Here is a 14,433-nt window from a genome sequence, read left to right as displayed (position 1 = left end):
GGGCGGTCCGGGGGTCAGCCGCCGGAGACGCTGAGCTCGGCCTGGGCCACCTGCGCGCGCTGGGCGTCGTCGAGCTCACGGCCGCGCAGCCAGTTCTCGGGCAGGGCGACCACGCGGGGCGAACCCGCCCGGCCGCGCGGGCCCTCCGACGCCTCGCCCGGCCAGGGGGCGTCGAGGTCCATCGTCGCGACGAGGTCGTCGAGCGCGGCGAGCGAGTCGACGAGCGCCAGCTGGTTGCGCACCGTCGAGCCCGCCGGGAACCCCTTGAGGTACCACGCGATGTGCTTGCGGATGTCGCGGCAGGCGCGCAGCTCGTCGCCGTCGTAGAAGTCGACGAGGTACTCGGCGTGCCGGCGCAGCACCGACGTCACCTCGCGCAGCCCGGGCCGGACCCGGGCGCCGGACCCGGCGAACGCGGCCGCGAGGTCGGTGAAGAGCCACGGCCGCCCGAGGCACCCACGCCCGACGACGACGCCGTCGCAGCCGGTGCGGCGGACCATCTCGAGGGCGTCCTCGGCGGACCAGATGTCGCCGTTGCCGAGCACCGGGATGCTCGTGACGGCCTCCTTGAGGCGCGCGATGGCCTCCCAGTCGGCCTGCCCCGAGTAGGCCTGCGCCGCGGTGCGCCCGTGCAGGGCGACGGCGGCGGCCCCCTCGGCCTCGGCGATCCGGCCGGCGTCGAGGTAGGTGACGTGCTCGGCGTCGATGCCGACGCGCATCTTCACGGTCACGGGGACGTCGTACGGCGCGGCCTCGCGCACGACCGCGCGGACGATGCCGCGGAACAGGTCGGTCTTCCACGGCAGCGCCGCCCCACCGCCCTTGCGGGTGACCTTGGGGACCGGGCACCCGAAGTTGAGGTCGATGTGGTCGGCGCGGTCCTCGGTGACGAGCATCCGGGCGGCGAGGCCGGCCGTGGCGGGGTCGACCGAGTACAGCTGCACCGAGCGCGGCGTCTCCTCGGGGCCGTGCGAGATGAGCCGCATCGTCTCCGGCGTCCGCTCGACGAGGGCGCGGGAGGTGACCATCTCGGCGACGTACAGGCTCGTCGCACCGGATGCCCCGCCAGCCTCGAGGCCGGCCGCGCCGTACTCGCGGCAGAGTCGGCGGAAGGCGCGGTTGGTGATGCCCGCCATCGGCGCGAGGACGACGGGCGACTCGACGACGTGGCGCCCGATGTGCAGCGGCGGCAGCACCGGGGTGGACGTGGTGGCGGTGGTGGTCATGGCGCCGACCATTCTCGCCCGAGAGGTGGCCGGAGCGTGAATCGGCGGGGCGGCTCAGGCCTGGCCGCGGGCGGCGGCCACCAGCTCCCAGAGCGCCGCGACGGTCTCGGCCGGGTGGGTCAGCGGGAAGACGTGCAGCCCGCGCGGCACCGTGACCACGTGCACCCACGGTGCGGATCGGGCGGCCCGCCGGAACCGGCGCGCGTCGACCCGTAGCTGGTCGAGCTGGCCGTTGACGAGCAGCACCGGCGCGGAGACGTCGGAGAGCATCTCGGGCCGGCACTCCCCCATGACACCCGCCCACGCGTCGGGGATGCCGTCGAAGCCGTAGCCGGCCTCCTTGAGCAGGGCCGCGAACGGCGCGGGCAGCAGCGCGTCGAGCTCCCGGTCCAGGGCGCGGGCCATCCGGTCCGGACCCAGCCGCTGCTCCACCCGGGCGAGCGTGCGGTAGAGCGCGGCGCCCGGGCCGGCGGGGACCGCGGAGGCACCGAGCAGCCCCAGGCCGGCGAGGCGCCGCGGGTTCCGGGCGGCCCAGGCCATCACGAGGTAGCCACCGAGACTGTGGCCGGCGAGGACGACCGGGTCGCCACCCTCGCCCACGGCCTCGTCGAGGGTCGCGAGCGCGGCCTCCCAGGTGAAGGGCTCGCCGCGGCGCGCGCCGTGCGCCGGCAGGTCCGGGAGGACGAGGTCGACGTCGGGGCCGAGCAGCGCCGGGTAGCGCGCCCACATCGCGCGGCTCAGCTGCGAACCGTGGACGAGGACGAGGCGGACGCGACGGGGCACGCCCGCCATCCTCGCGCACCGGCCGCGGCGCCGGTCGCCGGTGGTTGGATGGCCGGATGAGCGCCCTGACGACGCCCGACGAGCTCGCCGCCGACCTCGCCCGCGGCGCCGTGCGCGTCCTCGACGTGCAGTACACCCTCCTCGGCCCGCCCGGCGCGCAGCTCTACGCCGCCGGCCACCTGCCCGGCGCGCCGTTCCTCGACCTCGACACCGCGCTCGCCGGCCCGCCGGGTCGCGCCGGGCGGCACCCTCTGCCCGACCCCGCGGTGCTCGAGGAGGCGCTGCGCGCGTGCGGTGTCGGCGAGGACGACGAGGTCGTCGTGTACGACCAGCGCACCTCGCTCGCGGCGGCCCGCGCCTGGTGGGTGCTGCGCTGGGCCGGGCACCCGCAGGTCCGCGTCCTCGACGGCGGCCTCGCGGCGTGGGAGCGGGCCGGCCTGCCGGTGACCGTCGAGGTGCCGTCCCCGGCCCGCGGCGACATCGTCGTCCGGCCCGGGTCGGTCCCGGTGCTCGACGCGGACGGGGCGGTGGCGATGACGCGCAGCGGCGTTCTGCTCGACGTCCGGGCCGCCGAGCGCTACCGCGGTGAGGTCGAGCCGATCGACCGCGTCGCCGGCCACGTGCCGGGGTCGGTCAACCTGCCGATGACCGAGCTGCTCGCCGACGACGGCACCTTCCTGCCGCCGGCGCGGCTGCGCGAGCGCCTGGCCGCGGCCGGGGTGCACCGCGACACCCCCGTCGGCACCAGCTGCGGCAGCGGCGTCACCGCCGCCCAGATGGCGCTGGCGCTGCACACGGTCCGCATCGACGCGATCCCCTACGTCGGCTCGTGGAGCGAGTGGGTCGAGGACCCCGCGCGACCGGTGGCCACGGGCGCCGAGCCGGGCTGAGGCCGGCCCGCCTCACAGCGCCCAGGCGCCGGTGAAGAGGTCGTCCGAGGCGCCGGGCGCGGGGTAGGCCGGGGTGTCGAGCTCGGCGACCTGATACAGGCGGGCCTCGATGACGTCCCAGGCGAGCAGGCGCAGCACCGGACGGCCGACACTGCTCAGGCTGCGCGACTCCAGGAGGACGACGTCGCGTGGGCCCCAGCCGAGCGGCCGGTAGGGGTTGAGGATCGTGCCCTGGCCGCTCGTGGCCGCGAGCACGCGCAGCACGGGACGGTTGTCGCGCTGGGCGGCGGCCAGGCCCTCCACCCGGTTGCCGGTGGCCTCGATCGGGCCGAGGTAGGCCGCGCGGGCGGCCCAGCCCTCGATGTTCGAGATCGACGGGCCGTGCAGGTCGATCTGCGGGCCGTCGAGCGAGGCCACCCCCACGATGGTCCCCCGCCCCGAGTACCCGCGCACCACGGCGCCGTCCCCGGCGACGGCGAGGTCGGCCCAGCCGGCGTTCACGGGGACGACGGTCTGGGCGACCTCGCCGCTCCGGGTGTCGACCAGCCACGACTTCGTGGCGCTGGTGGCGACCACCGTGCGCCCGTCGCCGGCCCAGCCGGCCGTCGCCAGCGCGTCGTCCGGCACCCGGAAGCGCTTCGTGCGGGCGCTGCGGACCTCGAGGAGGACGACCGCGCCCGGCTGGGCGAAGACGAGCCGGTGGCGGTCGACGTCGATGGTGCGCGGCCCGAGGGCGAGCATCCCGTTGCCCGAGGCGTCCGCGGTGGCCCGCAGCGGGGCCATCGCGACGAGCAGGGGCGCCGGGTCGTAGCGGGGCAGGAACACGGCCGGCTGGTAGCGGTCGTCGCCGACCCGGACGAGGTAGACGGCCCGGACCGAGGCCTGCGAGCCGGCCGGCGACAGCAGCGCGAGGGGGTCGGTGCCGGGGCCCATCCGCTCGGGGAGGGCCAGCTGGCGGGCGTCCGGGTAGAGCGGGAGGCGGTTCTCCTCGTCGGGTGTCGGGGCGAGGTGCACGGTCGCCCCCGCGACGACCACCCCCTCGAGGCGGGCGTCCCCGGGGCTCGCGGACGGGCTCGGTGTGGTGCGCTGCGGCGCCGGCTCCTCGCGCCCGGTGAGGGCCACGACGGCGGTGCCCCCGGCGAGCACGGCGGCGGTGCCGAGCAGGGCCCGCCGGCGCACGGTGCGGCGGCGGCCGGCCGCGGCCGCCCAGGCGCGCTCGGCCAGCGGGGTCTCGGGCAGGTCGTCGGTGACGAGCTCGAGGAGCTCGCGGACCTCGTCGTCGGTGGGCGGGTCGTCGTCCTCGTCGGTGTCGATGCCGAGCGCGGGCGCGAGCCGGGCGCGCACCGCATTCACGGCGTCCCGCAGGCCTGCAGCGTCGAGCCTGGTCAGCTGCGCCGTCTCGGCGTCGGGGCGCTCCTCGAGCCAGCGCAGGGCGGCGACCGACCGCTCGCGCGCGGAGAGCCCGGCGAGGGCCGCGAGCGCCGCCACCTTCCGGTCGGTGAGCAGGTCGCCCGGCGCCCACCGGTCCGCCTCGGGCACCGGGCCGGGTCGGTCCTCGGGGGGTGCGGCTGCCGGGGCGGCGGCCACGGCCCGGCGGTGCACCTCGGCGCGCAGCGCGGCGGCCGGCCCCTCCTCGCGGGCGGTGCCCCAGTCGCCCGCCACGGCGGCCAGCGCCTGGAGGACGACGGTCTCGGCGGCCTCGGCGTCCCCGCAGACCAGGGTGGCGACGCGCAGCGCCGGGCCCTCGTGCGCGCCGGCGAACTCGACGAAGTCGGCCTCCGGCCGCGCCGCCGCCCGCTCCACCGACACCATCGGCCACCTCCTCGCGCCATCGTCGCACCGATCTGGTTGAGTCGAGGGCATGAGCGAGGCACCCGAGGTCCGCACCGCCCACCGCGTCCGCGAGGACGGTGGGCCGACCGGCCGGGACGTCGAGGCGCTCGTCCTCGCCGGGGAGGTCGACGCCGCCGTCGCCGCCTTCCGGCAGTGCTGGCCGCGCGTCGCCGACTCCGACGACGCCGCCGAGGAGGTGGCCGCCTGCCTGCGGGCGCTGGTCCGCCTCGGCAACACCGACCGCGCCCTCGACGCGCTGCTGCCCCGGGTCGACCGGGTCGGGACGGTGGGCTCGGTCACCGACCGGATGTGGCTGGCCGCCACCGCGGCCTGGGTCCTGCGGCACGCGCGCCGGCTCGGGATGAGCCCGGAGCGGGTGGGGCACCGGGACGCTGCGGCCGCCGAGGCCGAGCTGAGCGCCCTGGCCGACCGGCTCGCATCCGACGCCGACGCGGTCTCCGGCGGCACGCGGGCCGCCGACGCCCTCGCCGCGGCCCACGACGACGGCTCGGTCCCCCCCGACCCCGTGCTCCCCCCGACCCGGATGCCCGCCCCGCCGCCCGGCAGCGGCTCCCGGCTGCGGCCACCCGCGCACGCCGACGAGGTCGTCGAGATCGCCGAGCGGGCCCGCCGGTGGCGCCGCGACCTCGACCCCGCCCTGGAGCGGCTCCTGCGCGGCTGGCTCGAGACCCGCGAGGCCGCGCTGCCGCTGCTCAGCGCGCCGGAGCACTGGTCGGCCGCCGCCCTCCTCGACCGCAGCTCCGTGCACCTGCTGCGCGACGCCGTCCGCGAGCGCATCCGCCTCGACGAGGCCGTCGCCGAGGCCGAGCGGGCCGACGACGCGGAGGGTGCGGCCCACGCGCGCTGCGACCTCGCCGTGCTCGACGTGCGGGAGGCGGTGGCGGCCTTCGGGGCCGACGCGCCCGAGACGGGGCGCTCGCGCGAGCGGACCCTCGCGGCGGTGGACGCGCTCGACGCCGCGGGGTGGGCCGAGTCCGCCGCCGCGAGCCGGCGCTGGTACGCGCTGACCGTCCGGCCGGCCGACGCCGTCGACCTGCTCGTCCGGGCCGGTCGGGCCTACGGCGAGCTGCACCAGCCCTACCGTCACGCGCTCTGCCTGCTCGATGCCGCCACCCCGGCATTCGCTACGGATCCCGCTGCGGGACACCGGCTCCTCGACGAGGGCGAGCACCTCGCCGACGGGCACCCGGTGCTGATGTCGCAGGCCTTCGACCTGCGGGCCCGCGTCGCTCGCGCCTCCGGCGACCTCGCGGCCGCCGACGCCCTGTACGCGCGGGCCGCCGCGGTGCGCGGCGTCCCGGACGGCACCCGGATGGCGGTGCTCTTCGCGTGGTGCGACCTCGTCGTCGACCGCGCCGCCTGGGCCGAGCTCGAGCCGCGCGCCGCCGACGCCCTCGCCCTCGCCGTCCGGCTGCGCGACCCCGTGGCCCTGGCCGTCGCCCAGCGGCACCTCGGGCTGTCGTGGCTCGAGCAGGGCCGGCCGGTCGAGGCCGCCGAGCTGCTCGCCGCCGCGCTGCCCGTCGTCGCGCGCGAGGTCCCCGCCCTCGTCGGTCCCACCGCCTGGGCCCTCGGGAACGCGGCCCTGGCGCTCGGGGCGTGGGACCGGGCGCGGGAGGCCTTCGACACCGCCGCCGAGGCCTTCGAGGCGGCCGGCCGCGCCGAGGAGGCCGCGCACGCCCGCTACCGGGCCGGTACCGCGGCGTGGGACGGCGAGGACCTCGTCGGCGCCGCCCACGACCTCGACGCCGCCGTCACCCTGGCCCGGCACAGCGGCACCCTCCCGGTGCTCCTCGAGGCCCTGCGCTCCCGGGCCGCGGTCCGGGCCGCCTCCGGCGACGTCGACGGCGGGCTGGCCGCCCTCGACACCGTCCTCGCGGAGGTGCAGGCGCTCGCCGCGGTGCTGCCCCCGGAGCGGCACGGCGAGGAGCCCTTCGACCCCGAGGTCCTCGAGCCCGACGTGCTCCGCGAGGGCGCGCACGTGCTCGCCGACGTCGGCCGCACCGACGAGGCCCTCGAGCGGCTGGCCCGGGCCGAGGCCCTCGTCGGCGGCGACTTCGAGCTCGTCCTGCGCGCCGAGACCGGGGTCGTCCTGGCCGAGGCCGACCGGCTCGAGCAGGCCGAGCCGGTGCTGCGCCGCGCGCTGCTCGACCTCGGCGCCGCCGGCCTGGCCGACGAGCAGGTGCAGGTGGCGGGCGCGCTGGCCCGGGCCCTCGACCGCGCCGGGCGGGTCCCCGACGCCGAGGCCGTGTGGGCGCAGTACGGCGCCGAGGACTGACCCCGGCGCCGCCGGCTCAGCAGCCGAGCAGGCGCTGGGCCAGGTACCCCTCGACCTGGTCGAGGGCGACACGCTCCTGCGTCATCGCGTCCCGCTCGCGGATGGTGACCGCCTGGTCCTCGAGGGTGTCGAAGTCGACGGTGATGCAGAACGGCGTGCCGATCTCGTCCTGGCGGCGGTAGCGCCGGCCGATGGCGCCGGCGTCGTCGAACTCGATGTTCCAGCTCTGCCGCAGCCGCGCCGCGAGGTCCTTGGCCTTCGGCGACAGGTCGGCGTTGCGCGAGAGCGGGAGCACCGCGGCCTTGACCGGCGCGAGCCGGGGGTCGAGCTTCAGCACGACGCGCTTGTCGACCCCGCCCTTGGTGTTCGGCGCCTCGTCCTCGGTGTAGGCGTCGACGAGGAAGGTCATCAGGCTGCGGGACAGGCCGGCCGCGGGCTCGATGACGTACGGCGTGTACTTCTCGCCGGACGTCTGGTCGAAGTAGACGAGATCGGTGCCCGAGTGCTGCGAGTGCGTCGTGAGGTCGAAGTCGGTGCGGTTGGCGATGCCCTCTAGCTCGCCCCACTCGCTGCCCGCGAACCGGAAGCGGTACTCGATGTCGACGGTGCGCTTCGAGTAGTGCGAGAGCTTCTCCTGCGGGTGCTCGTAGACGCGCAGGTTCTCGGGGTCGATGCCGAGGTCGGTGTACCAGCGCATCCGCTCCTCGATCCAGTACTCGTGCCACTGCTCGTCCTCGCCGGGCTTGACGAAGAACTCCATCTCCATCTGCTCGAACTCGCGGGTGCGGAAGATGAAGTTGCCGGGCGTGATCTCGTTGCGGAAGCTCTTGCCGGTCTGGCCGATGCCGAACGGCGGCTTCTTGCGCGAGGCCTGCATGACGTTGAGGAAGTTGACGAAGATGCCCTGCGCGGTCTCGGGGCGCAGGTAGTGCAGCCCGGACTCGTCCTCGATGACGCCGAGGTGCGTCTTGAGCATCATGTTGAACTCGCGCGGCTCGGTCCACTGGCCGCGGGTGCCGCAGTTCGGGCAGGCGATGCCGGAGAGCGGGATCGAGTCGGGGTCGACCTCCTTACCCTTCTTGGCCTCCCTGTCGGCGATGGCCTCCTGCATGTGGTCGACGCGGAAGCGCTTGTGACAGGACTGGCACTCGGTGAGCGGGTCGGTGAACTCGCCGACGTGGCCGCTGGCGACCCAGGTCTGGCGGGGCAGGATGATCGAGGAGTCCAGGCCGACCACGTCGTCGCGGCCGGTCACCATCGAGCGCCACCACTGGCGCTTGATGTTCTCCTTGAGCTCGACGCCCAGCGGCCCGTAGTCCCACGCCGAGCGCGTACCCCCGTAGATCTCACCGCACGGGAAGACGAAGCCCCTGCGCTTGCAGAGGGAGACGACGGTGTCGACGACGGAGGTGGGGGCTGCCATGGGCGCAAGGCTATCGGCGGCCCACCGCCCGCCTCGACCGGGTTCCCCGCGGGCCCCGTAGGCTGGTCCACCGTGTCGAGCCCTCGCGAGTCCTTCGAGCGCGCCAGCCTGCCCGCCGTCACCTGGCTGAGCGGTCTCCCGCGCTTCGTCCCCTTCCTCGGCGTCCTGGCGCTCGTCGTCGGGGGCGTGCTGCTGCCCGCGCCGGGATGGCTGCTCCTCGTCGTCGTCGTCCTGCTCCTCGGCTGGATCCTCGCGCTCGCGTGGCCCCGGCTCTCGCCGGTCGAGAAGCTCATGCGGCTCGCGGTCATCGGGCTGATGGTCGCCGTCCTCCTCACCCAGGTCTTCCCCCGCACCTGACCGCCGCCACCAGCGGATTTGACAACGATTCTCATCTCGAATGAGAATCGTTTCCATGAAGCGCGCCCTCACCGCCCTGGCCGTCACCCCGCTGCTCGCCCTCGCCGGCTGCGGGAGCGGGTCCGGGTCGAGCGGCACCGGGTCCGACGCCGCCCTCGAGGTCTCGGCCGCCTTCTACCCGCTCCAGTGGGTCTCCCAGCAGGTCGGCGGTGACCTCGTCGACGTCCGGTCCCTCACCAAGCCCGGCGCCGAGCCGCACGACCTCGAGCTGACGCCCAAGGACGTGGGCGAGCTGGCCCAGTCCGACGTCGTCGTCTACCTCAAGGGCTTCCAGCCCGCCGTCGACGACGCCGTCGCGAGCCAGGCGAAGGACGCCGGCTTCGACGTCTCCGCCGACGCCGACCTCGACCTCACCGCCAGCGAGGACGGCCACGACCACGCCGGCGAGAGCGCCGAGGAGCACGACGCGCACGCCGAGGAGGGCGGGCGGGACCCGCACTTCTGGCTCGACCCGGTCCGCTTCGAGAAGGTCGCCACCGCGGTCGGCGAGCGCTTCGCCACCGCCGACCCCGAGCACGCCGCCACCTACCGCGCCAACGCCACGAAGGTGGTCGAGGAGCTGAAGACCCTCGACGGCGAGTTCCGCACGGGTCTCGCACAGTGCACCAGCAAGGAGCTGGTCACCGGGCACGCCGCCTTCGGCTACCTGGCGCAGCGCTACGGGCTCTCGCAGGAGGGCATCGCCGGCATCTCCCCCGACGCCGAGCCCGATGCCGCCACCCTCCGCGACCTCGCCGCGCACGTCGAGGAGCACGGCGTCAAGACCGTCTACGCGGAGACCCTCGTCTCCCCCGCCCTCGCCGAGACCCTCGCCCGGGAGACCGGCGCCACCGTCGAGGTGCTCGACCCGATCGAGGGGATCACGAAGACCTCGAAGGGCACGGACTACCTTGAGGTGATGCGCAGCAACCTCGCGACGCTCGAGAAGGGGCAGCAGTGTCGATGAGCGACGCAGCCCCCCTCATCGACCTGCGGTCGGCGGCCTTCGGGTACGCCGACCGCACGGTCGTCTCCGGCGTCGACCTCGTCGTGCGCCCCGGCGAGGTCGTCGCGCTGCTCGGACCCAACGGCTCCGGCAAGTCGACCCTCGTCCGCGGGCTGCTCGGCCTCAGCGAGCACCAGGGGGGCGAGGTCCGCCTGCTCGGTGTGCCGCGCGCGCAGCTCCACGAGCACACGCGCATCGGCTACGTGCCGCAGCGCCACTCGCTCTCGAGCGCCGTGCGCGCCACCGTCACCGAGATCGTCGCCGTCGGGCGGCTGGCGCACCGGCCGTGGTGGAGGCCGGCCGGTCGCACCGACCGCGAGGTGGTGGCCGCCTCGATCGCCGCCGTCGGGCTCGCCGACCGCGCCGACGAGGAGGTGGCCTCGCTCTCGGGGGGCCAGCAGCGCCGCGTCCTCATCGCGCGGGCCCTGGCCGGCCGGCCGGACCTGCTCGTCATGGACGAGCCGACCGCCGGGGTCGACCGCGCCAGCCAGGCCGCACTCGCCGAGACCCTGCGCCGGCTGGCCGCCGACGGCACCTCGATGCTCGTCGTCACCCACGAGCTCGACGCGCTGCACGACGTCGTCACCCGCATCGTGTGCCTCGACGACGGCCACGTCGACTTCGACGGCACCCCCGTGGCGTACGCGGCCCATCTCGCCGACCACGCCCCGGGCGGCGCCCACCACCACGACGACCACGGCCCGGCCCGGCCCGCGCCGGTCGGCGGCCCCTTCGACGCCCCGCGGGAGGTGCACCCGTGAGCGAGATGCTCGCCCTCGACTTCATGCGGCAGGCCTTCCTCGCCGCGCTGCTCGCCGGTGTCGCGGCACCGCTGGTCGGCACCTTCCTCGTCCAGCGCCGGATGTCCCTGATCGGCGACGGGATGGGGCACGTCGCCCTCGCCGGGGTCGCCGTCGGCATCCTCACCGGCCAGCAGCCGGTGCTCACCGCGCTCGTCGCCGCGGTCGCGGCCGGTGTGGCCATCGAGCTGATCCGCGCGAGCGGCCGCACCAGCGGGGACGTCGCGCTGGCCGTGATGTTCTACGGAGGCATCGCGCTCGGCGTCGTGCTCATCGCCCGGTCCTCGGCGAGCAACCCCTCGAACCTCACCGCCTACCTGTTCGGCGCGATCCTCACCACCAGCGCCGGCGACCTGGTGCTGCTCGCGGCCCTCACCGTGGCCGTCCTCGTCGTGACGACGGTGCTGCGCCCGCGCTTCTTCGCGGTCGCCAACGACGAGGAGTACGCGCGCTCGGCCGGCCTGCCGGTGCTGGCCTACAACCTCGTCCTGGCGGTCCTCACGGCCGTCACGGTGGTCGTCTCGATGCGCATCGTCGGGCTGCTGCTCATCAGCGCCCTGATGATCGTGCCCAACGCCACCGCCCAGCTGCTGGCCCGCAGCTTCGGCGCGACCGTGCGGTGGGCCGTGCTGGTGGGCGTCGTCTCCAGCGTCGGCGGGGTCGCGCTGTCCTACCAGGCCGGCACGCCGTCGGGCGGCACCATCGTCCTCGTCGCCATCGGCCTCTTCCTCGCCGTCACCGTCGCCACGGCGCTGGTGGGCCGGGCCCGACGGGCGGCCCACCGGTACGCCGAGCGGCACGACCACGAGCACGGGACCGGCTGCGGCCACGATGCCGTCGAGCACGGCGACCACGTCGACTACCTCCACGACGGCCACCGCCACGCCGCCCACGAGGGCCACTACGACGAGCACGGACACCACGAGGAGGTGGGGACCCGATGACCGACGAGATGAGCACCGACCGCCGCCCGACCCGCCAGCGCACGGCCATCACGCACGCGCTCTCGGGCAGCGCGGAGTTCCGGTCGGCCCAGGAGATCCACGCCGACCTCGCCGGGCGCGGCACGCGCGTGGGGCTCGCGACGGTCTACCGCAACCTCCAGGCGATGGCCGCCGACGGCGAGCTCGACGTCATCCGCACCGCCGACGGCGAGGCCGTCTACCGCTCGTGCGCCACCGACGACCACCACCACCACGTGGTGTGCCGTTCGTGCGGGCTGGCCGTCGAGGTGACCGGTGACGCCGTCGAGCGGTGGGCCGAGGCGGTCGCCGCCGAGCACGGCTTCACCGCGGTCCGGCACACCGTCGAGATCGACGGCCTGTGCGCCGAGTGCGCCCGGCGGTCCTGAGCCGCGGTCAGGCCGGCGCGGCGCCCGGGGCGTCGACGGCCCCGCCGTAACGGCGCTCGCGGTCGACGTAGGACTCGATCGCGGCCCAGAGGTCGCGGCGGTCGTAGTCGGGCCAGAGCCGGTCCTGGAAGACCATCTCGGCATAGGCGCTCTGCCACAGGAGGAAGTTGCTCGTGCGCTGCTCGCCGGAGGAGCGCACGAAGAGGTCGACGTCGGGCATGTCCGGCTCGGGCAGGTAGCGCGCGACCGTGCGCTCGTCGACGCTCGAGGCCTTGAGCCGGCCGCGCGCGACGTCCTCGGCGATGCGGCGGGTGGCATCGCCGATCTCGGCCCGCCCGCCGTAGTTGACGCAGAAGTAGAGCGTCAGGCCGGTGTTGTCGCGCGTCATCTCCTGCGCGGTCTCGAGCTCCTTGATGACCGAACCCCAGAGCCGCGGGCGCCGGCCGACCCAGCGCATCCGCACACCCCAGGCGTGCAGCTGGTCGCGGCGGCGGCGGATGACGTCGCGGTTGAATCCCATGAGGAAGCGCACCTCGTCGGGGCTGCGCTTCCAGTTCTCGGTGCTGAACGCGTACGCCGACAGGTGGGTGACCCCGACCTCGATGGCGCCGGCGACGACGTCGAGCAGGGCGGCCTCGCCGGCCTCGTGGCCCTTGGTCCGCGGGAGCCCGCGCTGGTTGGCCCACCGGCCGTTGCCGTCCATGACGACGGCGACGTGGGCGGGCATCCGGCGCGGGTCGATGACGGGGGCGAGGGCTCCGCTGGGGTGCGGGAAGGGCAGCTCGTAGCGGGTCGGCGCGCTCACCGCTCCACCATACGGAGGCTGCGGATGCCGCGTTCGAGGTGCCACTGGAGGAAGGCGGCGGTCAGGCCGCTGCCCTCGCGGCGGTTCCGGTCGTCGGAGGCGTCGGCGAGCGCCCAGTCGCCGGCGAGCAGCGCGGCGAGCAGGCGGAGCGTGTCGGGGGCGGGCGCGGCCGAGCCGGGCGGGCGGCAGACCGGGCAGACCACCCCGCCGGCCGCGACGTGGAAGGCGCGATGGGGGCCCGGGGCACCGCACTTCGCGCAGTCGTGGAAGCTCGGGGCGTACCCGCTGACGGCCATGGCCCGCAGCAGGTAGGCGTCGAGGACGAGGGCGGAGTCGTGCTCGCGGTGGGCCAGGCTGCGCATCGCCCCGGCGAGCAGGAGGTAGTGCTGGAGCGCGGGCTCGCGCTCCTCGGTGAGCCGGTCACAGGTCTCGAGCACCGCGGTGGCGGCCGTCCACGCGGGGTAGTCGCGGGCGATCATCTCGCCCCACGGGTCGAGGGTCTCGACCTGGGTCACGGTGTCGAGGTTCCGGCCCTCGTAGCACTGGACGTCGATGTGCATGCCGGGCTCGAGGCGCGCGCCGAAGCGGGACTTGGTGCGCCGCACGCCCTTCCCGACGATGCGCAGCTTGCCGAGGCGCCGCGAGAGCACGGTGACGATGCGGTCGGCCTCACCCAGCTTGTGGGTGCGCAGGACGATCGCCTCGTCGCGGTAGAGGGGCACCCGCCCATTGTCGTGCCTCAGGGTGACATCGCCGCGCTCCCCCGCCGCGCCTCAACCGGTCGGGTCCGGCGGGTCGAGGGCGTGGTGGGTCCAGAGGTGGACCACGGCCAGGCTGCGGTGCGGCGCCCACGCCTCGGCGAGCCGGGCGGCCTCGCGCGCGGTGACACCGCCGAGCGCCTTGCGCAGCACCAGGTCCCCGGGGAGGAAGACGTCGGGGTCGCGCAGGCAGCGCATCGCGACGAGGTCGGCGGTCCACGGACCGACGCCCGGGAGGGCCAGCAGGGCGGCTCGGGTGGCGGCCCGCTCGGAAGGGTCGACCTGCGGGTCGAGGTCGAGCCCGTCGAGGACGGCACGAGCCAGGGCGACGAGGCTGGCCGACCGGGCACCGGTGACGCCGACGCTCGCGCGCAGCACCTCGGGGTCGAGGACCGCGAGCGCCTCGGCGTTCACCGGGTGCGCGGCGGCCAGACGTCCGGCGAAGACCCGGCCGGCCGCGAGCGAGACGTGCTGCCCGAGGACGACGTTGACCGCGGCCTCGAAGGGGTCGGGCGCCCCCGGGACGCGCACCAGCGGGCGCGACGTCACGAGCGGACCGAGCACGGGGTCGTCGGCGAGGGCCGCGACACCCGGCGCGGGGTCGAGGTCGAGGCCCAGCCATCGCCGAGCGACCTCGGCGCCGGAGGCTCCCCCGGTCGAGCGCAGCACCGGAACGCCCACGGCCGGCAGGAGCACCTCGAGGCGCGAGCCGTCCGGCAGCGCCCGGACGTGCCCGCTGCCGCCGTCCGCACCGACCACGACCTCGTCGACCCCGGGCACGGCGTGCGCGACCAGCCAGGCCCGCAGCGCCGGGACGTCGAGGGGCTCGTGGACCTCCTCCTCGACCACCGGCACCCGACCATCCA

Annotated in this window: 14 protein-coding genes; 7 read left to right on the top strand and 7 right to left on the bottom strand. The window is 75.8% G+C overall.

The genetic code is table 11. The features are described 5' to 3' along the window. Positions 1-14: 14 nt before the first annotated feature. Together dusB and ACQZ2A_RS07995 are read right to left on the bottom strand one after the other, a co-directional pair. Complete coding sequence (gene dusB / locus ACQZ2A_RS08000; RefSeq protein ID WP_430209277.1) at positions 15-1,226, bottom strand: tRNA dihydrouridine synthase DusB; 1,212 nt, start codon at positions 1,224-1,226, stop codon at positions 15-17. Between the two features lie 54 nt (positions 1,227-1,280). After that, complete coding sequence (locus ACQZ2A_RS07995) at positions 1,281-2,009, bottom strand: alpha/beta fold hydrolase (protein ID WP_430209274.1); 729 nt, start codon at positions 2,007-2,009, stop codon at positions 1,281-1,283. 56 nt (positions 2,010-2,065) lie between these two features. Between ACQZ2A_RS07995 and ACQZ2A_RS07990 the strand changes: the two genes are divergently transcribed. Continuing rightward, positions 2,066-2,899 carry a sulfurtransferase gene (locus ACQZ2A_RS07990; RefSeq protein ID WP_430209272.1) on the top strand — a complete coding sequence of 278 codons (834 nt, stop codon included), beginning with the start codon at positions 2,066-2,068 and terminating at the stop codon, positions 2,897-2,899. Positions 2,900-2,911: 12 nt separating this feature from the next. On the opposite strand, the gene ACQZ2A_RS07985 is transcribed toward ACQZ2A_RS07990, so the two are convergent. After that, a complete protein-coding gene (locus ACQZ2A_RS07985) occupies positions 2,912-4,711 on the bottom strand; it encodes a hypothetical protein (RefSeq protein WP_430209269.1) in 1,800 nt (599 codons plus the stop codon). A gap of 49 nt (positions 4,712-4,760) precedes the next feature. On the opposite strand from ACQZ2A_RS07985, the gene ACQZ2A_RS07980 reads away from it, so the two are divergent. Next, positions 4,761-7,028, top strand: coding sequence for a hypothetical protein (locus ACQZ2A_RS07980; RefSeq protein ID WP_430209267.1), 2,268 nt, complete (start codon positions 4,761-4,763; stop codon positions 7,026-7,028). A 16-nt stretch (positions 7,029-7,044) separates the two neighbouring features. Here the strand turns inward: ACQZ2A_RS07980 and ACQZ2A_RS07975 are convergent, their stop codons facing one another. Further along, positions 7,045-8,451 carry a glycine--tRNA ligase gene (locus tag ACQZ2A_RS07975; protein ID WP_430209264.1) on the bottom strand — a complete coding sequence of 469 codons (1,407 nt, stop codon included), beginning with the start codon at positions 8,449-8,451 and terminating at the stop codon, positions 7,045-7,047. A 72-nt stretch (positions 8,452-8,523) separates the two neighbouring features. Here ACQZ2A_RS07975 and ACQZ2A_RS07970 point away from each other — a divergent pair, with 72 nt between their 5' ends. Genes ACQZ2A_RS07970 through ACQZ2A_RS07950 form a run of 5 tightly spaced genes read left to right on the top strand, consistent with a single transcriptional unit; the run spans position 8,524 to position 12,004 of the window. After that, a complete protein-coding gene (locus ACQZ2A_RS07970; RefSeq protein ID WP_430209262.1) occupies positions 8,524-8,808 on the top strand; it encodes a DUF6703 family protein in 285 nt (94 codons plus the stop codon). Between the two features lie 55 nt (positions 8,809-8,863). Next, complete coding sequence (locus ACQZ2A_RS07965) at positions 8,864-9,814, top strand: metal ABC transporter substrate-binding protein (protein WP_430209259.1); 951 nt, start codon at positions 8,864-8,866, stop codon at positions 9,812-9,814. Further along, the gene (locus ACQZ2A_RS07960; protein ID WP_430209256.1) at positions 9,811-10,614 is read left to right on the top strand and encodes a metal ABC transporter ATP-binding protein; all 804 of its coding nucleotides are present in this window, start codon (positions 9,811-9,813) and stop codon (positions 10,612-10,614) included. Before ACQZ2A_RS07965 ends, ACQZ2A_RS07960 begins: the two co-directional genes overlap by 4 nt. Then, positions 10,611-11,597, top strand: coding sequence for a metal ABC transporter permease (locus tag ACQZ2A_RS07955; RefSeq protein WP_430209253.1), 987 nt, complete (start codon positions 10,611-10,613; stop codon positions 11,595-11,597). Before ACQZ2A_RS07960 ends, ACQZ2A_RS07955 begins: the two co-directional genes overlap by 4 nt. Beyond that, a complete protein-coding gene (locus ACQZ2A_RS07950) occupies positions 11,594-12,004 on the top strand; it encodes a Fur family transcriptional regulator (RefSeq protein WP_430209250.1) in 411 nt (136 codons plus the stop codon). Before ACQZ2A_RS07955 ends, ACQZ2A_RS07950 begins: the two co-directional genes overlap by 4 nt. 7 nt (positions 12,005-12,011) lie before the next feature. Here the strand turns inward: ACQZ2A_RS07950 and ACQZ2A_RS07945 are convergent, their stop codons facing one another. The 3 genes from ACQZ2A_RS07945 to ACQZ2A_RS07935 form a co-directional block, all read right to left on the bottom strand. Continuing rightward, complete coding sequence (locus ACQZ2A_RS07945; protein ID WP_430209568.1) at positions 12,012-12,731, bottom strand: isoprenyl transferase; 720 nt, start codon at positions 12,729-12,731, stop codon at positions 12,012-12,014. Between the two features lie 74 nt (positions 12,732-12,805). After that, positions 12,806-13,531 carry a DNA repair protein RecO gene (recO, locus tag ACQZ2A_RS07940; RefSeq protein ID WP_430209247.1) on the bottom strand — a complete coding sequence of 242 codons (726 nt, stop codon included), beginning with the start codon at positions 13,529-13,531 and terminating at the stop codon, positions 12,806-12,808. 51 nt (positions 13,532-13,582) lie between these two features. Beyond that, positions 13,583-14,422 (bottom strand): DNA-3-methyladenine glycosylase family protein, encoded by an 840-nt coding sequence (locus tag ACQZ2A_RS07935; RefSeq protein WP_430209244.1) that lies wholly within the window; start codon positions 14,420-14,422, stop codon positions 13,583-13,585. Positions 14,423-14,433 lie beyond the last annotated feature (11 nt).

The sequence above is a fragment of the Phycicoccus avicenniae genome (assembly GCF_050496545.1).
GTDB classification, from domain to species: Bacteria; Actinomycetota; Actinomycetes; order Actinomycetales; family Dermatophilaceae; genus Phycicoccus; species Phycicoccus avicenniae_A.
This window is presented reverse-complemented; position numbering and strand designations above follow the sequence as displayed.